The sequence below is a fragment of the Halorubrum aquaticum genome (genome assembly GCF_900113615.1).
Classification (GTDB): Archaea; Halobacteriota; Halobacteria; order Halobacteriales; family Haloferacaceae; genus Halorubrum; species Halorubrum aquaticum.
Map to the genome: position 1 here is coordinate 57,826 of NZ_FOPZ01000004.1, position 21,221 is coordinate 79,046.

Annotated in this window: 20 protein-coding genes and 1 tRNA gene; 4 read left to right on the top strand and 17 right to left on the bottom strand. The window is 66.9% G+C overall.

Features of this window, described 5'->3' with window-relative positions:
- Positions 1-16: 16 nt before the first annotated feature.
- Positions 17-2,401: a DNA mismatch repair endonuclease MutL gene (mutL, locus tag F3H10_RS04905; RefSeq protein WP_149783719.1), complete on the bottom strand. Its 2,385-nt coding sequence runs from the start codon at positions 2,399-2,401 to the stop codon at positions 17-19.
- A 383-nt stretch (positions 2,402-2,784) separates the two neighbouring features.
- Positions 2,785-2,869, bottom strand: a tRNA-Leu gene (locus F3H10_RS04910).
- A gap of 114 nt (positions 2,870-2,983) precedes the next feature.
- On the opposite strand from F3H10_RS04910, the gene F3H10_RS04915 reads away from it, so the two are divergent.
- Entirely contained in the window at positions 2,984-3,292 is a 309-nt protein-coding gene (locus tag F3H10_RS04915; protein WP_149783720.1) for a transcription initiation factor IIB family protein, read from the top strand.
- 30 nt (positions 3,293-3,322) lie between these two features.
- Here the strand turns inward: F3H10_RS04915 and F3H10_RS04920 are convergent, their stop codons facing one another.
- From F3H10_RS04920 to F3H10_RS04965, 9 genes are all read right to left on the bottom strand, one after another.
- Positions 3,323-3,961, bottom strand: coding sequence for a fibrillarin-like rRNA/tRNA 2'-O-methyltransferase (locus F3H10_RS04920; RefSeq protein WP_149783721.1), 639 nt, complete (start codon positions 3,959-3,961; stop codon positions 3,323-3,325).
- On the bottom strand, positions 3,954-4,826 hold the full coding sequence (locus F3H10_RS04925; protein WP_149783722.1) for an NOP5/NOP56 family protein: 873 nt from the start codon (positions 4,824-4,826) through the stop codon (positions 3,954-3,956). Before F3H10_RS04925 ends, F3H10_RS04920 begins: the two co-directional genes overlap by 8 nt.
- Positions 4,827-5,068: 242 nt before the next feature.
- On the bottom strand, positions 5,069-5,779 hold the full coding sequence (locus tag F3H10_RS04930; RefSeq protein ID WP_149783723.1) for a DUF2270 domain-containing protein: 711 nt from the start codon (positions 5,777-5,779) through the stop codon (positions 5,069-5,071).
- Positions 5,780-5,840: 61 nt separating this feature from the next.
- A complete protein-coding gene (locus F3H10_RS04935) occupies positions 5,841-6,509 on the bottom strand; it encodes a helix-turn-helix domain-containing protein (protein WP_149783724.1) in 669 nt (222 codons plus the stop codon).
- Between the two features lie 343 nt (positions 6,510-6,852).
- Positions 6,853-7,173 carry a DUF7130 family rubredoxin-like protein gene (locus tag F3H10_RS04940; RefSeq protein ID WP_149783725.1) on the bottom strand — a complete coding sequence of 107 codons (321 nt, stop codon included), beginning with the start codon at positions 7,171-7,173 and terminating at the stop codon, positions 6,853-6,855.
- Between the two features lie 304 nt (positions 7,174-7,477).
- Positions 7,478-8,017: a metal-dependent hydrolase gene (locus F3H10_RS04950; RefSeq protein ID WP_149783727.1), complete on the bottom strand. Its 540-nt coding sequence runs from the start codon at positions 8,015-8,017 to the stop codon at positions 7,478-7,480.
- 213 nt (positions 8,018-8,230) lie between these two features.
- Positions 8,231-9,244 carry a hypothetical protein gene (locus F3H10_RS04955; RefSeq protein WP_149783728.1) on the bottom strand — a complete coding sequence of 338 codons (1,014 nt, stop codon included), beginning with the start codon at positions 9,242-9,244 and terminating at the stop codon, positions 8,231-8,233.
- Positions 9,245-9,574: 330 nt separating this feature from the next.
- A complete protein-coding gene (locus F3H10_RS04960; protein ID WP_149783729.1) occupies positions 9,575-10,843 on the bottom strand; it encodes an AI-2E family transporter in 1,269 nt (422 codons plus the stop codon).
- Between the two features lies 1 nt (position 10,844).
- Entirely contained in the window at positions 10,845-11,045 is a 201-nt protein-coding gene (locus F3H10_RS04965) for a hypothetical protein (protein ID WP_149783730.1), read from the bottom strand.
- A 385-nt stretch (positions 11,046-11,430) separates the two neighbouring features.
- On the opposite strand from F3H10_RS04965, the gene F3H10_RS04970 reads away from it, so the two are divergent.
- A complete protein-coding gene (locus F3H10_RS04970; RefSeq protein WP_149783731.1) occupies positions 11,431-12,180 on the top strand; it encodes a GNAT family N-acetyltransferase in 750 nt (249 codons plus the stop codon).
- A gap of 155 nt (positions 12,181-12,335) precedes the next feature.
- On the opposite strand, the gene F3H10_RS04975 is transcribed toward F3H10_RS04970, so the two are convergent.
- Positions 12,336-12,983, bottom strand: a complete 648-nt coding sequence (locus F3H10_RS04975; RefSeq protein ID WP_149783732.1) for a PHP-associated domain-containing protein — start codon at positions 12,981-12,983, stop codon at positions 12,336-12,338.
- Positions 12,984-13,035: 52 nt separating this feature from the next.
- On the bottom strand, positions 13,036-13,947 hold the full coding sequence (locus F3H10_RS04980; RefSeq protein ID WP_149783733.1) for a diacylglycerol/lipid kinase family protein: 912 nt from the start codon (positions 13,945-13,947) through the stop codon (positions 13,036-13,038).
- A 373-nt stretch (positions 13,948-14,320) separates the two neighbouring features.
- Between F3H10_RS04980 and F3H10_RS04985 the strand changes: the two genes are divergently transcribed.
- Positions 14,321-14,641, top strand: a complete 321-nt coding sequence (locus tag F3H10_RS04985; RefSeq protein ID WP_149783734.1) for a DUF5789 family protein — start codon at positions 14,321-14,323, stop codon at positions 14,639-14,641.
- A gap of 752 nt (positions 14,642-15,393) precedes the next feature.
- Positions 15,394-16,371 (top strand): hypothetical protein, encoded by a 978-nt coding sequence (locus tag F3H10_RS04990; RefSeq protein WP_149783735.1) that lies wholly within the window; start codon positions 15,394-15,396, stop codon positions 16,369-16,371.
- A gap of 71 nt (positions 16,372-16,442) precedes the next feature.
- Here F3H10_RS04990 and F3H10_RS04995 read toward each other — a convergent pair whose 3' ends face one another.
- Genes F3H10_RS04995 through lonB form a run of 4 tightly spaced genes read right to left on the bottom strand, consistent with a single transcriptional unit; the run spans position 16,443 to position 21,111 of the window.
- Positions 16,443-16,688, bottom strand: a complete 246-nt coding sequence (locus F3H10_RS04995; RefSeq protein ID WP_149783736.1) for a hypothetical protein — start codon at positions 16,686-16,688, stop codon at positions 16,443-16,445.
- 51 nt (positions 16,689-16,739) lie between these two features.
- A complete protein-coding gene (locus F3H10_RS05000; protein WP_149783737.1) occupies positions 16,740-17,936 on the bottom strand; it encodes an arginine deiminase family protein in 1,197 nt (398 codons plus the stop codon).
- A 43-nt stretch (positions 17,937-17,979) separates the two neighbouring features.
- Positions 17,980-18,762 (bottom strand): CBS domain-containing protein, encoded by a 783-nt coding sequence (locus F3H10_RS05005; RefSeq protein ID WP_149783738.1) that lies wholly within the window; start codon positions 18,760-18,762, stop codon positions 17,980-17,982.
- 54 nt (positions 18,763-18,816) lie between these two features.
- Entirely contained in the window at positions 18,817-21,111 is a 2,295-nt protein-coding gene (gene lonB, locus F3H10_RS05010; protein WP_149783739.1) for an ATP-dependent protease LonB, read from the bottom strand.
- Positions 21,112-21,221: the final 110 nt, after the last annotated feature.

Below are 21,221 nucleotides of genomic sequence, written 5' to 3' on the forward strand. Positions count from 1 at the left end.
CCCGGGAGTGCCGGCCTCACTCCGCCCGCCGGCCGGCGTGACCCGGGTAGTCGCGCTCGAAGCGCGATCCCAGCTCCTCGCGGTCGAGCCGGATCACGACCGGTCGGCCGTGCGGGCAGGCGTAGGGGTTCTCACACGCGTCGAGCCGGTCGAGGAGGTCGACGACGCGGCCCTCCGTCAGCGACGTGTTCCCCGTCACCGAGGGGTAACACGCGAGGTCGGCGAGCAGCTCGTCGACTGCGTCGGTCACGGGGTTCGATCCCGGGGCGTCCGCGGCGGAACCGTCCTCCTCGGCCGACTCCGCGGTCCGGGCCGCGTCCGTGACGAACTCCGTGAGGACGTCCCGGAGGAGTTCGGGGTCGAGCGCGGCGTCGAAGACCGCGGGGACCGCCTCGACGACGACCTCGCGCTCGCCCGCGCGCTCGGCGCGGAACCCGACCCCCGACAGTTCCTCGAGGAACTCGCCGAACAGCGCCGCCTCCCGCGCCGTCAACTCGACTGTCACCGGCTCCGCGAGCGCCTGGGCGGGGGGGCCGTCGGCGAACTCCCGTCTGAGCCGCTCGTAGTTCACCCGCTCGTCGGCGGCGTGCTGGTCGATCAACACCAGTCCGTCGGGGGCCTCCGCGACGACGTAGGTGTCGTGAAGCTGGCCGAGCACGCGCAGCGACGGCAGCGAGTCGTACGCGCGCTCGTCGCTCGTCTCCTCGCCGGCGAGGGTGCGCTGGCTCGTCGTGGAGCGTCGTGGCGTCGGGTCGGCGTCCGGAACGCGATCGGCGTCGGACTCGGGACCGGCATCGGACTCGAAGCCGGAATTCGAACCGGAATCGGCGGCGACCCCGGAAGCGTCGGCGAGCGATCCGTGGCTCCCGAGCGAGCCCCGGTCGTCTTCCGAGTTCCGGTCATCGTCGCCCGCCTCCGTGCCGCCCGCCTCCGTGCCGCCCGCCTCCGCGCCGCCGGACTGCCAACTCCGCGGCGAAGGACGGTCCGATTCGGACGAAGTCACACCGGCGTCACGGTCCGCATCGTCGTGGCGGTCCACGTCGCGCGTGAGATCCGTGTCGCCGTCGCGGTCCGGTTCGCCGCCATGACTCGCGTCGTCGCCGCGGCTCGAATCGCGGTCTGCGCCGGCGTCACTTCCCGAGTCGCCGGCGAGTCCCTCGACCGCCCAGGCGTCCTCGTCGTCCGGCTCGAGTTCCGTCGCCGACCCGTTCTTCGGGTCGATCTCGGCGGTGGTTCCCGTGTCGGTTCCGTCCCCCTCGTCTCCGCGCCGTCCACCCGCAGCCCCCGCCCCGCCGACGACCTCGCCGTCGGTGCTCTCGGGGGCCACGTCGACTTCGTCGGGCGCGGACCGTCCGCGCGGCGCGGTCGACCGGATGAGGCCGTGATCGAGCAGCGCCGATTCGACGGCCGACTCGACGGCCGCCCTGACACCCGCCTCCCGGTCGAACCGGACCTCCAGCTTCCGCGGGTGGACGTTGACGTCCACCTCGTCGGGCGGGACCTCGACGAAGAGCACCGCGAAGGGGTAGCGGTCGGGCGCGAGTTGGCCGCCGTACGCCTCCAACACCGCCTCGCGGAGCGCGCCGGCCGTGACGTACCGGTCGTTGACGTACGTCGCGAGGTAGTCGCGGGCCGACCGGGTCGTCTCCGGGTGCGAGACGAGGCCGGTGACGCGCGTCGCCGGGGGAGCCCCCTCCTCCTCCGACTCCGGCTCCCAGTCGACCTCGAGCATCGACTCGGCGACTTCCCGACCGTAGACTGCCAGCACGGCCGACCGGAGGTCGCCGTTGCCCTCGGTCGCGAACGTCTCGCGGCCGTCGTGTTCGAGCGAGACGGCCACGTCGGGGTTCGCGAGCGCGTACCCCGTGACCACCGTGTTGACGTGGTCGAACTCCGTGGACACCCGCTTGAGGAACTTCTTGCGGGCGGGCGTGTTGTAGAAGAGGTCATCCACCTCGACGGTCGTGCCCGTCGGGCAGCCCGCGGGCCGCACTTCGCCGACGTCGCCGCCTTCGACCGTGACCTCCGCACCCACGTCCGCGTCCGGCGGGCGCGACCGGACCGTGAGTCGGGAGACCGCGCCGACCGTGTACAGCGCCTCGCCGCGGAACCCGAGCGTCCCGACGCCCGCCTCGAGGTCCTCGATGTCGCCGATCTTCGAGGTGGCGTGTTCGGCGACGGCCGCCTCGAGTTGGTCGGCCGGGATCCCGACGCCGTCGTCGCGGACACGGATCCCCTCGGTGCCGCCGGCCTCGACCGAGACGGCGACCCGGGTCGCGCCCGCGTCGAGGCTGTTCTCGATCAGCTCCTTGACGACGCTGGCCGGCCGCTCGACCACCTCGCCCGCCGCGATCCGCTGGATCGTCCGCTCGTCCAACCGTTCGATCTCGGGCGGCTCCATCACTGCTCGTGGGTGAGGGCAGCGAGTACTTGAAACCGTCCCCGGCGGGTCGACGACGTACGATCCGATCGAAACCAAGCGGTGGCGCGCCCGGGAGCGGGCCGGCGGCCCGCTCCCGGCCCGCGAGGGAGTCGGTCGCCTCCGGCGACCGACGAGGCTGGGGAGGCGTGAGGTGCGGGGCCGTGCGGTGTGGGTGGGAATCAAAGGGGCAGTCGCCGGCGGCTCCGCCGCCGGCTGCCAGAGGCGCGGAGCGCCTCGCGGCTGGGGCTTTGGACGTGTTCACCGCCTCGACACCGACGTAGACCGAATGGTCCGCTCACACTCACGGCTCGCTCCGCTCGCCGTTCGTGATCCGAGGCGCTCGCTGCGCTCGCGCCTCGCCATGCGCGGGACCGGATTCGAACCGGCGGACCCCTACGGGATAGCGTCCTAAGCGCTACGCCTTTGGCCTGGCTCGGCAACCCGCGCGCGACCACTCGTAGGCGGAACCGCCTCAAGAACCTAACGAACGGACCCGGATTCGGGGACCGATACGTCACGATCCACGGACCGTTTTTGTACCTCGGCCGCCAACCCCGGGACATGTACCGGGCGAGTGACCGCGTCGACAACGCCGAATGGATCGACCACCTCGAGGAGGCGTGTGCTGACCTCGACCTCGACGACGACGCGTGCTCGACCGCGACCGACCTGTTCCTCTCGGAGATCCCCGATGAGGAGCGCTCGAAGGCCGCGACCGCCGCCGCCAGCCTCTACGCCGCCGCGCTGATCCGCGGCCAGGAACGCCCCCAATCAACCGTCGCAGACGCCATGGGCGTCTCGCGGCTCTCCGTCCAGCAACGCTGGAAACCCCTCCTCGAGAACGCCGGCTTCACCCCGCCGACGTGGTGAGGGCGTCGACATCGGACGCTCCTCCGCATCTCACTTCGGCGTCGCCACGACCCCGAGGTGGTCCTCGTGGAACCGGTCCAGCCGCTCGGTCTCGAGCACCTCGTAGGTACCCCGCAACTCGGCGAGCACGTCCGCGAACACGTCGTCCGGATCGGCAGTGACGTCCTCGCTGCGGGCTTTCACCGCTAGCAGCAGCCGCCCGTCGTCGGCGAGGAATCGGGCGTTTCGGGTCGCGACCGCCGCCTGCCCGCGGGTCGCGACGTCCTGAACGATCGCGTCGAGGTCGCGCTCGACGACGTGCGCGTACGTCTCCGGCTTTCGGGCGTCCTTCAGGAGGGGAAACAGCCGGTCGCGGGACTCGGCCACGTCGAGGAGGTCCCGCGTCGGCCGGGGCGCGAACTCCACGGCGTACGTCGGGCCGGCGAAGTCCGCGACGTGACTGACGGTCGTCCCCGCGGCCGCGCCGAGGTACAACACCGTCTCGCCGCCGGAGAGGCCGGCGTCGAACCCGAGTTCCAACATCCCGCCGAGCTTCGACCGCTCGGGGCCCCACGCGCGCCACTCGCCGTCGGTCGGCTCGCCGTAGACCGGCGGGCCGCGGGTCGCAAGTCGCGTCTCGCCGTCGAACGACCGGCGCTCGACGCCCACGGGAAGGTCAGGGTCACTCATTCGCGTTCACCTCCTCGGACGCCGCGCGCGCCCGGATCGTCGCCATCCGCTCGCGGAGGTCCTCGTGGAGCACCTCGCGGTACTCCCCCGAGTAGTGGTCCGCACGTGCCGCGAGCGCCAGCTTCCCCGCGAGCGCCCGGGCGGCCGACCCGCGGTCCTCGGGGCGGGTCCCCCGGACGAACTCGTGGGTGTAGATGATCCCGTGTTTCGGCGAGGGGGCCCGCCCCGAGAGGTGCGCGAACAGCGCGTCCTCCGCGCCGAGCACCTGAACGGTCCCCGAGGGCTTCTTCGCCAGCGGCTCGAGCCCCCCGGCGAGCGCGATCAGCCGCGCCGCGAGCTCCGGCCCGGCCATGTCGGCGAGGTTCGGCGCGACCGCGGGCGCGACCCGGTCGACGGTGGCCGACAGCTCGTCCCGCTCGTCGGCGAGGTCGACCGCGCGCGCCGACAGCGAGACGACCCGTCGCTCGAGGTCGCCGTCGGGCTCCCGCGCGGCGATCTCGCGTGCGCCGGCGATCCCGAGCTCGGCGTCGTCGAAGCGGCTTCCCGCCCACTCGGCCGCCCGCTCGGCCAGTTCGTTCGCGACGCGCTCGCAGTCGTCCATCGCCCGGACGGCGTGGATCAACTGCTGATCGTCGGCACGCTCACGTTCGCGTACTTCCTGCCGCGTCGCGTGTATCGTCGCCTCGTGGAGTCGGTCGTAGTACTCCTCCTCCGAATCAGCATACCCGGACTCGACGGCGATCCGTGGCCAGTCCTCCGGCTCTTCGGCGCTTCCCCTGAGTATCTCCGCCTCCGCGGCATCGAGGTCCTCCGGATCGAGATCCGAAAACCACCCCGCGTTCGCGGCGTCCGGTTCGTTGGTCATTATTGGTCCATAGACGGCCTTCTCGTTTATGCGTTCCCGAACGGCCGGGGCAAGACGCGGAACCGTCGTCCCGGGCGTGCGTCCGAACTCGGCCAGACACGAACGGATCGGTCGGACGGGTTCCTCCCGGTGACCGATCGAGGACGTGTTTAAGCGGCGATCGATGGAAACGATTCGCTGTCGAGGGGACACCAAGATCGACTCTCCGAATTCGCGGGACGATCAAGTGCCGCTGACCGTGATCAGCCGGATTCCTTCCAGTCGTGCGGATCTCCTTCCCTGAACTCCCCTTTCGCTTCCCTGTCCCGAGGCCAGAGTACGATCATAACGGCTGTCGCGTAATAGAGAGCGATGACGGTCACGACGAGAGTTCCAGGGACGCCGGCGATCGTGGCCGTCGTCAGTGGGCTCTCGTTCGGCGCGAACGCCGTGATTCGGAACAGCCACGCGACGAGTAGGACAGCCAGAAGCGGGAGGTAGATCCGCTGAAGACGGTTCGCCGTGGCTTCCACCATCGACACTTTCAGCGTCGGCGTCCGATAGTCCCGACTGAGTTTGCTTCGCCAGTCCTCGTGTTCGACGCCCGCTGACGGATCGAGCGCGTCCGCAAGCAAGTTCTGTTGGAAGAGGCGCACTCGTGAGCGATAGACGTCGTAGTCACGATACCGCCGTGCCTCGATCAACAGGAAGAGAGAGACGGCGAGAATACCGACGAGGACGATGTAATGTGGATTGTCGGTACTGGAAAACGCGAACGTGAGGATCGCAGCCACGACCGTCACACCCCAAGTAGTCGTCTGGTCAAGGCGTGATCGCCACGTCGTCTCCCGGTCCAGTTCTCCGCGATAGGCATCACCCAATATCGAACTCAGCTCCGTGCTGTGATCGGCGATCTCGCTGCCGAGTTCGGCTTCCTCTGCCGGTTCCGAGTCGTCCGGCGATTCATCGGTCATACAGATGGAGACGAGACCAGCAATGATAGGGCTTCCACGGTCCGTTCCTCGTTGAAGGAGATCACCTGCTGATTTCGGCCGGTTGATCATCCGCCATCAACGTGTCCTGAACGAGGGCGTCGATGCCCCGTCGCAACCGTTCGGAGAGCGCCTGATGAGAGACGCCCAAGTCCGCAGCGACGTCGACGAGCTCGACTCCCCGGGGGACCGTGTAGAACCCCTGCTTCCAAGCGGTCGTCAACGCCACGAACTGCGGGTCGGTGAGTCCGTACCGGCCCGCCGGTTGGCCGCTCATCTCGCGGATCGCGATCATCTCCAGATCGATGTCGTGCTCCTTACAGTGGGCCATCGTTTCGCTCACGCCGTCGTGGGTCGGGAACATGAGCCGTACGACCCAGCGCCCGTCGCTCGTCGTCGCCGTCAGGATCGTTGCCTGATTCGTCACGAGCGTCTCGAGCAGACCCTGAACGTCGTTGACCCATTTCATCCGATACAACCACTGGTCGGCCTGATCCGAGAGTAACTCGACCTCCTCCGTCGTGGGATCGTCCAAGAGGGCCGTATCGAGGTGATCGTGGTCGCCGGCGCTCGCCCAGATAAGGGGCATCACGCTGGTCTCGCACGTCTCGACCACCCCCTCGACCTCGAAGCTCGCGTTCGGAACCGACGACAACGTCTCCGTGAGAACGAACTTCTCCTGGGGAAGAGCGGCCGACAGTAGTGTGACCATGGCGGTCGCTCGCTTGTCCATCCCACATATTAAAACCGGAGTATAGTTCACAATTAACTTTCGTTATTAGTGTATTAATCCGGCACTACAGGAGCCGGTGAACCGACTCGGAGCTCGCATCCGCGGCATCTCACGTGTTCGTCGGGTACTTCGATCCGACAGCAGCCGGACGGAGCGAGGATCAACGGCGTGCCGACCCTCGCGTTCCCGTCCTCGAACTCGGTGGCGACATCCGAGTTCGGAGACGGTCAACCGACCGGTCGCGTCGTTTCGTCCAGTCCCCGGTCTCGGCACGGATGCCTCCTCTCACCGAGGTGCCGCCGTCCGGGGCATCGTACCGCGGTCAGTCCTCTTCGACCGCGACGATCGCCTCCTCCGGGGCGCCACACGCCGGACAGGGGTCCGGCATTCCCCCCTCGAGGTCTCCCATCTCGCCGCACTCCGAACAGCGCCACATCAGGTACCCTTCACCGAACTCCTGTCCCGGAAGGCTCTCCGCGTCGTCCCCGCCGGTTGAGCCGCTCTCCGTGGTCGTGACCTCGAACCCGTCGGCGGTGTACTCGTGGACCTGCCCGAGGACCCGTCCGTCCTCGTCGTACACCGTCTCGCCGGGAGTGATGGGTCCGTTCTCCGAGTCCGGCTCCGATCCCGCGTTCTCGCTCATGCTTGACCCCTCGGTAGTCGCCCGATCCTCCGGTGGAGTCGGGTGAGGATGGAGGCGACCACGCCCAATCCCGGCACCCATTTCGACGCGACGGCCGCACCGAGCAGGAGGATCCCCGTCCGGATATCTCGGCGGGCGAACGCCGCAGCGGCGTCCAGCAGCGTCGATACGATTCCCAGTCTCCGTAACGTTCGTCCGCCGAGTATCGATCTGTTCACGGGATGGTTACCGGGCCGACGTACAATAGGCCCGGGCTTGCGTTCGCAAGGACTTCTCGGTGGGGTCGATCCGCGAGCGGTCCCCCTCAGTCGGACGGGGACCGACCACCGGTGTACAGATACAGCCCGGCGTTGACGAGGACGCCGGCGACGAGAAGCCCCCAGTTGACGACGGGATCGTTGTACCAGACGAGGTCGACGCCGATCGACCCGTGATAGACCGGCCAGAGCGGTTCGATGGAATCGGCGATGTCCGGCGCCGAGAGCATATCCGCGAAGACGTGGGCGAGTCCGGGTATCCAGACCGCCAGGAAGCCGAACCGGATGCCGTGGGCCGCCGCTTCGGGAGAGAACCAGTCAGTGCCACCGGCGACCCTCTCGACGACCTTCCCGACGACGGGGCCGAGGATCGCGGCGAAGATCGTCACCGCGAGTACGGTGTGAAACACTCCGTGGTGCTTGACGGTCGGGAGAAGCCCCTCGAGGACGAGGTCGACGTCCGGCAACATTCCGAAGGGAACGCCCGAGACGACGAACGTTCCCGCCGTTCTCGGACCGTCGAGGAGGAACCACGCCGGCGCGAGCCAGAGCAGTGCCATGCCGAGGTGGCCGGTCACGTCTACCATACGAGCGATGCCCCCGAGCCGGCCGGCTCGCGTGCGGAGCGTGACGCCGGTCGGGCGTCGACGACCCGAGTGCCCCCGGCGGAAGCGACTCCCATCCGCGTCTCGACCGCGACGACGGTGTCCATCGTTGATCGGGGATGCTGCCGGTCCATTAACGACGTTGCCTGCGTGTGCGGGGGAAAGACCCTGCGTGTGCGGTCTCGGCCCTCGCCGTCACAGGGAGAAGGGCCCCGCTCCAGCGGTTCGCTGGGCGACCGTTGTGAGCCGGAGCATGTACGCGGTCAACACGAGAAACGGAGCCAGCGCGATCGTGAACACGGTCGCGACGAAGCTCATCAGGGGCGGGAGACCGAAGACCCACGCATCCGGCAGGAGCTCCGCGTTGATCGCGAGAATGGCCGACGCGGTGACGAGGATCGATGGCAGCGAGACCACGAGGAGCGTCCGCGACAGCTGGGACACCTCCCGAGTGTAATACAGCGTTTTGAAGTACTCCTTGCCGGTCGCGAACAGCTGGAACGCCTGGATGAGGTCGTCCAGCCGTTCGTCGAACGTATCGGATAGTTCGCCCTCGTGGGAGCTCCGCAGCGTCCGCGAGCGATCCATGAACGTCCCGTACTCCGTCTCCAGACCGATCCAGAGGACACCGAACTCCGTGCCGGAGGCACTGTCGGCGTGGTCACCCAGCGGCTCGACCGTTTTGATGACCTCGTCGACGAACGTCTGTATATCCCGGGTTAGGTCCTCGTCGCTCCCCGTGGCGACCCCCTCGACGGCGTTCGCGCGGTCGTGAATGACCGATGCCATCAGATCGAGGAACGAGGCCGGATCCGTGGGGTTCTGTCCGCTCTCGGCCAGCCGACCGACGTCCCGTCGGAACTGCATGACTCCCTGGATACGGTTCCCCTGCGTCTCCACGGAGGTGATGTCGTGGGAGAGCACGGTCGAGTTGATCGACACCACGATCGACACGAGCAGGATGATGCCACTCAACAGCGAACTCAGGATGCTCTGGACCGCCGGCGTCTCCGTGAGGACCCTTTGCATCTCGAAGGGCCAGACCGACCCGATGAGCATGAGCGCCGAGAACATAAACGACAGCAACGCGCCGGTGACCGCGAGTCGATCGGCCTCCAGCAGGACCCATCGGATCAGGTTGAACCGCCCGTTTCGCTGCGGGACCGGGAACCAGTCGCGGAAGCTCCAGTAGTAGTCGACGACGCTCATGGCCGCGTCGCTTCGAACTCGACGACGAGCGCGTGCTCGACGCCGAACCGCCACCCGTCCCGACACGTCCTGCCGGAGGCGAACGAGGGCCGTCGAACGGGAGGCCCACAGCTCCCGTTTGCGGGATCGTGTCTCACGATCCTACACACCGGGTGTCCCCAAGTGCGTCGAACCGATCGGACCCACGAACGTCAGTTCCCGTCACGCCGAGGAGCGGGCTCATCGGGAACGCGATCAGTGTATCGACGATCGCCATGGGAGTCACGCGGCTCTGAGCGTGATAAGGTCGGGGCTTGCGAGCGCAACCCGAGACGGCCCGTGGCCTCGATCTCAACTCTCAGCCGGATCCGGGTCACGGTCGAGGTCGGAACCGGAATCGTCGTCCTGAGTGTCGTCCTGGGCGTCGTCCTGGGTGTCGTCCTGGGCGTCGTCTCGTTCGGCTCGCGCCTCCTGTGGATCCGTCCCGATCTCCTCCGCGACAGTCGCCTCGGGACGGAGTTGCTCCCCGCTGAGCAGTTCCGGGAGGACGATCCGGATCGCCTCGAGGACGAGCACGAACAGGATCGGCATGAGGAAGAACCCGTACCAGCCGAACAGGATCGGTCCGATCAGGTAGGCGAACAACAGCAAGATCGGATCGATCCGTCGCCCGGACAGGTAGGGCTGTAGGAAGGACTGTGGCAGGACGTCCAGAAGGAGCACGTAGGCCACGAGGACGACCCCGACGAAGACGAGGCTTCCCTGGCTTTGATCGGTGCTGACGGCTTGGAAGCCGAGGGACGCGACGATGGGAATGTAGACGATCTTGCCGACGACGACGGGTATCAGGCTCGCGAGTCCGGTCAGGATCCCGGCCACGAGCACCATCGGTACTTGGAGTCCAGGCGGCGCCACGAGGTTCGTTACTGCGTACGTGACGGTCGCCAGGACGGACGAGGCGACGACGAACAGCAGGTTGCCGAAAAACACCGATTCCAAGTCGGCGTCGACCGCGACGGCGTACGCGTACGCCGTCGAATCGCGCCCCCCGAACAGCTCGATCAGGCCCTCCGAGACGTCGGCGTCGTTGGCGAGCAGGAAGTACGCCAGCGTCGTGGCGAGTCCAAGCAGGAACAGCCCGCCCAGTACGCCTTGGAGCGCGGTCACGGCGGTCCCCACGTTGGACCAGAACGAGCCGCTCGCGTCGAGGGCCGACGAGGGGTTCGAAAGCAGCGACACCAGCTGATCACGTTGTCCCGTCGAGAGCGCACCGACACCCGTGATCCGGGAGATGAGCGTACCGACGAGTTCTCCGCCCTCGAACTGGCGCTGAACGGCCTGGAACAGACGGAGGCCGGCGAGCACGAACAGCAGCAGGATCGGGACCAGGACGGACAGCGCCGTAAGCATCGCCGCGAGGTGTCGGGAGCCCGTTACCGACCTAAGCCGGACGCAGATCGGCCGAGTGGCGTAGTAGCCGAACAGCCCCAAGACGACGAGTCCGATGAAGGAGCCGACGACGTACGCGACTGCCGCGCCGAGGAGGAAGACGAACGCCCACCAACCGAGCCTGGCGCGGGGCGGCAATCGATCCGTGAGTTCGCTCTCGACTCGGTCCATGTCACCACCCCTGTGACGGGAGCCGTCCCGGCGAGACGGACGACGGTTCCGGTCCGGTCGTCGTCGCGGGGACGCGCGGGAACGCGAGCGACCGCTCCGGGTCGCCGAACCGGACCGCCATCCGCACCGAGGGGAGTCCGGTCCCGTCCCGGCCGCCGATCCGGGCGGTCACCCAGCGGCGGTCGACGTCCGGATCGATCATACTGTGAAATGACACATCAACCATGTTAAATAATGAACGCCAGTGTCCTTGAACCTTACGCGAGTACGGGTTACAGCCTACATTCGGGCCGAATCGCAATGACGTATCAATGCCTTGCGAGAGCAAGCCGACAATACTTACACGGATCTCACATCCGGTATGACGTGATCACTCTCGTGACCACGAGGACGATCCCGACAACGACGACCGGCTCGACACCGCTCGCATCGGGACCGTCGAGGAGGACGGGGTTCGCCTGAACGGTAACACCGCCCACTGGACCTCCATCGGTTCGTCTCCCGCTGAGTTCTCGTTTTCAGTATGAGACATCGGTGTGTTGACGCATGAACATCGGATTGCTGATGACTCAAAGAAACCAACTCACATGAACGTTCGTCCTGCGGAGTCGACCGACCGAGAACGGATCAGAGCGATCGCGCGCGACTCGCTACGATCGTCGTACTCGCTCAGTCCGGAACAGATCGAGACGATGCTCGAGGAGGAGTTCGACGACGCGTCGCTGGCCGACCTGCTCGACGATGCGGAGACGGCGGTGTTGGTCGTCGAAGAGGAGGTCGACGGCACGGAAACCGTCCGCGGGTTCATCACCGTCGAGATCGGAACGAAAGCGACGATCCGGTGGCTCCACGTGGACCCGGCGGCACGGGGCGGGGGCATCGCCACGGCGCTGCTCGAGCGCGTTCGCGAGCGGTTCGCCGAGAAGCCGATCGCGGCGTGTATCCTCGACGAGGCCGTCGAGGGCGGCGAGTTCCTCGAGGGGTTCGGCCTCGAACAGGGCGATCACGAACGGATACTGATCGGCGGAGAGGAGTTCGCAGTCATCGTGTACACGGCGGGCCAATCGACGGAGACGTCGACCGAACCGACCGTCACGGTCCCCGAGGTCGTCGCCGTCGACGGGGGTGACCGACCCGTCGATCACGACGACAGCGTTCCCGGCAGTATGGCCCCGTTCTTCACCGTGTACTCCGCGGACGACGAGGAGGACGCGTACGGATACTTCTGTTCGCAGTGTGGGGGTACGAACGTCTCCACCGACGGACAGGATAGGCTCGAGTGCGGGAACTGTGGCAACGTTCATCTGGCCGACGAGTGGGACGATGCGTACCTCTGACACGGGCTAATGACGGACGGCGCTCGGCCAACGGGTCTCGAACCCTCGGAACGTGGGTCAGCTTCAGGACACGGAAGGGCGAGGTATACGAATGAGGGAGCGCTGAGATACTCGGGTCGATCTCTCAGCTCTTCGGACGGGAAGCACGGAGGACCTCAGAGGTACCGGTGAACGCATCCGTATCCGGTTCGCATGAGTTCGTCGACCCGTGAGTCGCGAACGTCCACCGAAACCGCTCCCTCCCGGATCGCCGTGACCACCGTTTCCGGCGTGAGTTCCGCCGCCTCGATCCGGGTCACCGTCCGCCCGACCTCGAAGGGATAGTGGGCGTCGCTCCCCCCGACGACCGGTATCCCGAGCGATTCGGAGAGCGCCCGCACACGCTCGGCGTTGTCGGGGTGCTTCCCGTTTATCTCGACGGCATCGAAGTCCGCGTCGCTCTCGCGAACGCGACTCCGCCGATACGGATGCGCGATGATCGCGGCACACCCGTTACCGTGCGCCCGTGACACGACCTCCTCGGGGGTCGATTCACCGGGAACCGTTCGACGCGGCGGATCCGGTCCGACGACCAGGAGGTGGCCGACCGTCGTCGTGACTTCGATGCCCGGGATGAACTGTGGCTCCCCCGTCGCGCCGTCGAACGGGCTGTAGTAGTCGTGATTGGTCAATGCGATACCGTCGAGCCCGGATCGCCGCCCCCAGAGTGCCAACAGACGCGCTCCGACCGGATCGTAGGGGGTCGGTTCCCCCCGGAAGCCGTGGAAGAACCGGGTGTGCGCGTGGAGGTCTACGGTGAACATCGGTCCCCCAGGTGACGAGTCGTTTCCCGGTCGCTCGCGGAACCGTTCCGTCTCATGTGTCCGTCGGGGCAGGGTCGTATCCCTCCCCGACGACGAGCCGAAGCGTGTTCGGTCGAACGTCGACCACGAGGTCGTGCCGTTGGATGGTCTCCCCGTCCAAACTGAATCTGACGGGGTCCGACGAGTGGCTCCTGACGTCCAGCGACGAGGCTCGGAACCGGTCGATGTGTGCCGAGTCCTGTCCGAACAGGCGCTCGAGTACCCTCTCACTCATCAGATCGATCGCGGGCACGTCCTTGACGATCACGACCTCGAAGAGACCGTCCTCCATGTCGGCCTGTGTCGTCCCGTCCGCCGCGAACTGACGGCCGTTCCCGACCACCACACAGAGCGCTTCACCGCTCCAAGTCGGCGCGTCGCCGTCACTCGTCCCGTCATCAACGGTAAGCCGTAGCGGCTCGAACTCCGTCACGGTCCGGAGCGTCGTGAGCACGTATGCCAACCCACCGATGCGAGACTTCAACCCACCGGACGTCTCGCTAACTGACGTGGCCGTTAGTCCTGCGACACAGGAGTTCACGAAGGGCCGGTCGGTCGCCATCCCGATATCGATGGTACGCCTGACGCCGTCATCGAGGGCAGCGAACGCCGTTTCTAGATCGGTAATGCCGATCTGTTTCGCGAAGTTGTTGCCCGTTCCGAGGGGCAGGATGCCGAGCGTGACGTCGTCGAAGGCGTCAGCCCGATCGATCCCCTGAACGACTTCGTTGACCGTCCCGTCGCCACCGCCGGCCACGATCGTCGAGTATCCGGCCTCGACGGCCTCCCGCGCCAGCGTGACCGCTTCGCCGGCTCGTTCGGACCGTTCGACCGTATACTCATACAGGTCCGCTCGGGCACCGACCTCGTCGGCATGGGAGCCGCCCCCGCTCTGCGGATTGTAAATGATCACGGTTTCTGCCATACTAGGCTCCATTGGACACGGTGGGGACACCGGTGGCGATGCCACGTTGGGCGCTTCCCCGCTCGATGTCCGATCGCGGAACGTAGTGTTCCGGGATCCTTTCGTCCGGAGCGATGGGGGGCGTTCGAGACATTACCTTCCGATCGCGCTGCTATCGGATTGTTAGGAAGTCCGCTATTCTTTAAGCAGAGGTTACTCTTCATGGGACTCACCGGGCGGGAAGATCCACGAGCGAAACGCCACTGAGGAGAGATTCCGGATCGCGCAGGGTGCCGATCGGACCCGTTCCGGCCGGGTCGCCCGTACGGGCGTGTCCCTCCACCCGGCAGGGGCCGGGACAGTGGGTAAATGGCTTCGGAACGACTCTACGAGGATGACGACCGACCAGAACGACGACAGCCGCGAGCAGGGTGTGGAGCTCGGTCCCCTCGACGACGAACTCGACGACGAGGAGTACCCGATCGATCTGGAGACCTTACTGGAGCGGTACGGCGACCGTGAACTAGGGTTGGGAGACGACACGGTGACGCTTCGGACGGTGGTGGAACCGCAGGGCGAGGCGACCTACGAATCCGCCGACGACGTGCGCCAGAACGTCATCGGGATGGTCAGTGACGAGGCGATCGGCCGGAAGAACTACTCGGACCGCGGCGGCAGCACGGACGTGGAGGGGGACAGCGAGGAGTCGGCGTAGGCGGCTGGCCGCCCGTTTCGACCCCGTTCAACGGGAGCCACATCGACGGCGAGCCCTTCTCGATCCGAAGTTACGACTCGCCACGTTCTCGACCGCCCGGATAACCGGAGGCTCGGGGCGAAAGCCCCACCCTTAGCGCGGGGAGGACTCCAAGGGCTTGCGCTCGCATGCCGCCCGATTATGGTTCGTCCGGTCCTTCTCTCCGTTGAGTCATGATCAAGCGCCTACTCAAGCTCGCGTATTACGCGTCCAGCGTCGTTACCACCCTCCACCTCCTCTGGAAACTGTTCCGGGCGGTCCGTGATCGATCCGACTGACGGCGAGCGACTCGGGACCGACCCCGTCAAGCGAGAGGAGGGGCCACTCGGGCCGGAACGGACCGGCGAACGGGACCGATCGACGCCGGGACGTCCAGGAACGGCAGCGCCGACCCGGCGTCGAGCAGCCGAGCGGCCGGACGGATCACCGAGATGACCGTAACGACGTCGGCACCCTCGACGGCGATGGCATCGACTCGGAGGAACCCCGCACGACCCGCGACGGATCCACTTCTCGCGGCCGTCGACCGTCGGGTAACCGAACGCGACGGTCGACGCCGATTCGGGCTTGCGGACGTTGCTGGCGCTCGCTGTCGGTACCGGCGTGACGACCGCCACCGATCGGTGGGTACACGGACCCGTTTCACGCCGACTGGAGAGGATCGATCTCGCTACAGAGGAGAGAGACGTATCGCTTCAAGGTGCTGGTAGAAAATGGGTCCCGAGATCCGAACGGAGAGTTCCGTATACGAGAAAACCGCCCGGGAACGGGTGGCCGCATGGGTGCTTATCGAGGGGGATCGGCGCATCGTCGCGGGCGGCATCACCGTCGGTATCGCCGGGATCGTCGGCGTACTGATCTGGGGTGACGTCCTCGCTGTGGGACCGGACAGCTCCGTCGACTCGCTCTTTTCGAGCGGTCTTACTGCCGGCGTCATGACGATAATCACGATCACTCTATCGATAAATCAACTCGTCATGTCACGTGTGACGGGAACCATCGACGCGCTGATGGAGCGTCTGGATGGGGCGCGTGAACTCCACGAGGACGTCGCAGACCTCGCGGGACGGCCATCGAGTCCGAACGACCCGGCTGCGTTTCTCTCACTCATCGCTCGGACGCTGAGCGAGCGGGCGTCAACCCTCCGTTCGATGAACGATTCCGGGGGTCGGGACCCGCCGAGTGAGGTGACGAACGCGCTCCGTGACATCGGCGAGTACGGGGAGAACATCGACTCTCAGGTTGAAGACGACACTCGGGTAGGTCACGTGCTCAGCATCCTCTTGGGAACCGAATATGCCGTGAATCTACGGGCGGTCCAACGTCTACGAAACGGATATTCCGAGTCACTCCCGGAGGAGGTTCAGGCGGAGTTTCGGGCGATCGAGAGGCTTCTCGAATCCATCGCCATCGTCCGTCAGTTCTACAAGACGATAGCCCTCCAACAGGACTTTGCGGAACTCTCGCGGATGATCGTCTACACCGGGTTGATAGCGTTCGTCACGACGATCGTGTTGACGCTCGTGTACCGGACGAACTCCGTTACGATCCCGCCCTCGACGCTTCCCGTCGTCGTCAGTCTCGGTATCGGCGTCGTCACCGTACCGCTGACGCTTTTCGTGTCGTATATCCTCAGGGTAGCAACGGTCGCCCGGCGAACTGTCTCGGTCGGTCCGTTCATTCCCCCTTAACGGTCGAGGTGCTTCGGCCGACACCGCCACCTGCGTGAAGCCGCGGAGGGGTTCGATAGCCGCCGACCGCCTCAGGCGGCGGACCCGATCGATCCCGCGTCGTCCTCCTCCGAGTCCGCGTCGTCACCGGACCGAACGCTTCCGAAGAGATCGGAAGAGCCGGCTCTGATCTCGCCGACCGTCGCCCCGGCGAGGCCGCCGAGCGCGCCGCCGGTGCTCGCCGCGTTCCGGTTCACCAGTCCGCCGACGGCCGCGCCGATGGCCGCGCCGACGGCGGCGTACTTCGCCCGTGAGACCGCGGTTCTGATTCGTCCCATGCCTAGAACTACTCGGTTCGTTTACAAAAAGGTGTCCGTCGGATCGCCGGGCTACTCGCGGGCGATCGGCGTCGTCATACAGTGGAGGCCGCCGGCCCCGTTCGTGAGCGCGGCCCGGGGGATCCCGACGTCGTCGGGGAGCACGGTCACGCCCCGGTCGCGGAGCGCCTCGATCGTGGGGTTGTCTTCGGGCCGGTACTCACCCTCCTCGTCGGGCTCGTAGAGCGGGATCACGGTTCCGTCGTCGATGGCGAGGAAGTTGGTCGGCCACCGCTCCCCGTCGGCGACGTCGATCACGTCGAACCCCTTCTCGTCGCGCACGTACTCGAGCGTCGAGGTCGTGTGGCTGAGTTCGTAGGAATCGCCGCGACGCCGGTAGACGTCGACGTCGGCCGCCTTCGCCAGGTCCGCGTCGAGCACGGCCAACCCCTCGGCGGCGATGTTGAACCAGCCGAGCAGGTGCATCACGCGGGATCCGAGCCCGCGGTCGACCCGCACCCGCCGGTCCGCCTCGAGGGGGGCACGGACGAGCCCGAACTCGTCGTACGAGACCGCACCCTCGTCCATCAGCCGCTCGCCCGCCTCGTAGCTCGTCCGGATGACGTGCTCCTCGCCGTCCACCTCGGCCGAGACGCCGAGCAGCGCGAACTCCCCGGCGGGCATGAACTCGCCACCCTCGAGCGGTTCGCCCGCCATCTCGTAACGGAGGTCCGCGCCGATCGACTCCCAGGCGCGCTTGACGATCGGCTCCTCCCGTCGCCGGATCGGCTTCGACATGTGACAGAGGATCGGTCCCCGGTCCCCGACGATCGTCGTGTCACGCTGGAAGTAGACGTTCGAGATCGGCGCGTCGAGGGTCACCGACGCGCCGTCGGTTCCCCCGTCCGCCGTCGTCTCCGGCGTGAGGCTCGGCCGCGAGAGCACGATCTGGAGCTTCTCTCGAGGCGAGAACGTCGCGAGCACGTCGTCGATCCGGTCGACGCCGCCCGCCTCGAGTGCGTCCCGCGTCAGGTCGTCGAGCGCGCCCCCGGCCGCGAGGTCGTCGGCGAGTCGATGGACCTCGACGTGGGTCGACTTGAGCGTGTCGACGAGCTGCTCGTGCTCGCGCCGCGCCTGTTCGGGGGGAACGTGGTCCTCGAACAGGTTCGCCTCGGGCGCGAGGCTCCCGGACCACAGTTCGAGCCCCGGCGTGTGTACCCTGACCGCCGAGAGCCGTTCCCACTCCGCACGGACCGAATACTCGGACATGTCTCCGACTCTCCGTCGGAGTCGAAAAAGCTCCCGGCCGCGGTCACTGGAGCCGCTTCGTCGTCTCGACGAGCGGGTGGCGCGCGTAATCCACCACCTCGATGTCGGCGATCGAGTCCAAGCCCTCCTTCTCCGCGGTCTTGGCCATCCCGAGGTCGACGGGGCTCCTCGTGACGATCACGTACGCGTCCATCGACTCGAGCCCCATCTCGTGGGCGGCCATCACGCGGTGGTGACCGTCCGCGAGGTGGAGGACGCCGCCGTTGTCGATGACGACGAGCGGCTCCGCGAGCCCGCGGTCCAGTTCGTACTGTCTCCCCTCCAGCTCGTCGGCGTACACCCGCGCCTGCGTGGGCGTGAGGTCGTCGAGGCGGACGTCGCGACGCTCCTCGTCGAGCTCGACGCCGTGGATCTGCTCGAGGGTACGCATCAGTTTGCCGACCTTTCCCGGCGTCGCCCGCTCGATCTGTGAGCGGACGACGTCCGCGTTCGAGATGATGCCGACGAGGTTGTCGGCGTCGTCAACGACCGGGAGCTTCTGGATCCCCGACCGCAGTATCACGCGGGCGGCGTCGGTGACCTTCATGTCGGGGTGGGCGACGATCAAGTCCTCGGACATCACCGTGAACACGGGGGCGTCCTCGTCGGCCAGGAGCAGGTCGCCCGCGGAGACGAATCCCTCGACGGTTCGCCCCTGCGTGACGGGAAACCCCTTGTGGCCGGCCGTCTCGACCATTCGTTTCGCGACGGTCGCCACCGTGTCGTCGGGGCTGACGGTCTCGACGTCCCGGGTCATGTACTCGCCGACCGTCGGCTTTCCGGACATGCGCTTCCGTACGGCCCCGACCGTACAAAAAGGGGGTGGGACCGGATCGGCAGCCTACTGCGGGCTCGGGCTGGAGGGACCGGAGACGCTCCCCTCCTTCAGCGTCGACCCCGTGATCGATTTCAGCCGGGAGACGAGCGAGTCCTTCTCGGTCTCGCCCTCGAGGGCGATGTCGAGGACCTCGCTGATGTGGCTCACCGGGATGACCTCGATCATCTCCTCGTACTCCTCCTCGATCATCACGTCCTGCTCGTTCGCCTGCGGGATGATCACCCGGGTACAGCCGGCCTTCGCGGCCGCCTCGATCTTGTGGGTGACGCCGCCGACGGGGAGCACGTCCCCGCGCACCGACAGCGAGCCGGTCATCGCGAGGCTCTGGTCGACGCCGACGTTCTCCAGCGCGCTGATCACCGCGGTCGCGACCGTGATCGACGCGGAGTCGCCGTCGACGCCCTGCTGGCCCGCCTGGACGAACTGGATGTGGATGTCCATCTCGGAGATGTTCTCGTCGGAGAACTTCTTGATGATCGCCGAGACGTTCGAGACCGACTCCTGAGCCATCTCCTTGAGCTGGCCGGTGGCGATGACCTCGCCGGGCCCCTGCGAGGGCGCGACCTCGGCCATGACGGGGAGCATGATACCGGAGTCCTCGCCCATGACGGCGAGCCCGTTGACGCGGCCGACGACGTAGCCGTCCGAGACCTGCAACTCGTAGTCCTTCCGGCGCTCGATGAAGTCGTCGGCGAGCTGCTGTTCGATGGAGCGGGAGCGCCCCTTCGCGGACAGCACGTGCTCGCGGGTGGTGAACTCGGCGTCCTCGCCGCGGGCGATGTCGCCGGCGACGCGGACGAGCCCGCCGAGGTTCCGGAAGTGAAGCGTCAGGTGACCCTTCCGCCCGGAGCGGCGTTTGGCCTCGAGGATGACCTCCTCGATCGCCTCCGACGTGAACTCCGGCAGACGGCCGTCCTTGGCGACCTCCTGGGCGATGAACCGCACGTACTGGCGGCGCATCTCGGGGGTGTCCTCGATGGTGTCCTCCATGTACACCTCGTAGCCGTACCCCTTGATCCGGCTCCGCAGCGCCGGGTGCATGTTCTCCATCGCGTCGAGGTTCCCCGCCGCGATCATGACGAAGTCCGTGGGGACGGGCTCGGTCTGGACCATCGCACCCGAGGAGCGCTCGGACTGGCCCGTGATCGAGAACTCGCCCTCCTGGATCGCCGTCATGAGGTGTTGCTGGCTCCGGATGTCGAGCGTGTTGATCTCGTCGATGAACAACACGCCCTTGTTCGCCTTGTGGATCGCGCCGGCCTCGACGCGGTCGTGGCTCGGCGTCTCCATCCCGCCGGACTGGAACGGGTCGTGTCGCACGTCGCCGAGCAGCGCGCCGGCGTGTGCGCCCGTCGAGTCGCGGAACGGCGCGGACTTGGTGTCCGCGTTGTTCACGAGCAGGTTCGGGATCATCGCGTCCGAGCCGCGGTTTAGGTAGCGGAAGACGAGGTAGACGACCCCGGCGGCGATGATGCCGACGAGGATCTGGCCGACGATGATGAGCGCGTAGCCCAACACGACGGCGATGATGATCCACATGAGAAGCGACCGCATCTGGTTGCGCTTGCGGGCCTCCTCCTTGTGGGCGTCGACGATCTGTTCGCCCTTGCCGGCCGGGACGGTCCGGACCTTCGGCTTGTTGCCGTCGTCGGGGTTGTGATACACCAGGACGTCCTGAAGCTCCTCCTTGGGGAGGAGTTCGGACATCGCCTTCGCGAGCATCGACTTCCCGGTCCCCGGCGAGCCGATCATCATCACGTGGCGGCGCTGTTTGGCCGCCTTGATGATCACGTCGCGGGCGTGTTCCTGCCCGATCACCTGGTCGACGAGGCGGTCGGGGATCGAGATCTCGGAGGTGGTGTCGATCTTGAGTCCCCCGAGCAGGTCGTCCTCGTCGGGGTCCTCATCGATCTCCGCGCCCTCGACCTCGACGGTGCTGCCGAGGTCGTCGATCCCGCCGTCGTCGGGGTCGTCGACTTCGTCCTCGACGGACTCGAGTCCCCCGTCACCGGGATCGATCCCGTTCTCGTCGAGGTCGTCCCCGACGACCGAGGCGTCCCCGTCGGTCGGGTCCTCCTCGACCGGGGCGACCTCGGGCTCGCGGAACCCGTCGTCGATCGGCTCCGGTTCCGTGTGATCCGCCCCACCTCCGGAGCGGCCCCGACGCTCCTCGTCGGGGGCGTCCTCGCCGTTCTCGGTCGGACGCCGGACGTCCTCGTCCGCCTCCTCCGACGCGGAGTCGTCCGGGGGCGCGGCGTCCTCCTCCGGCGGGTCGTTCGTGTCCTTCTCGTTGCTCATAGAATCGATATCCGTTACCCGAACGGAAGGGTCGGCTACTGATATACTTTCTCCCCGCGACACTTGCCCCCTAACGCGTTAGACCTCCGATATCGGCATATAACGCCCGT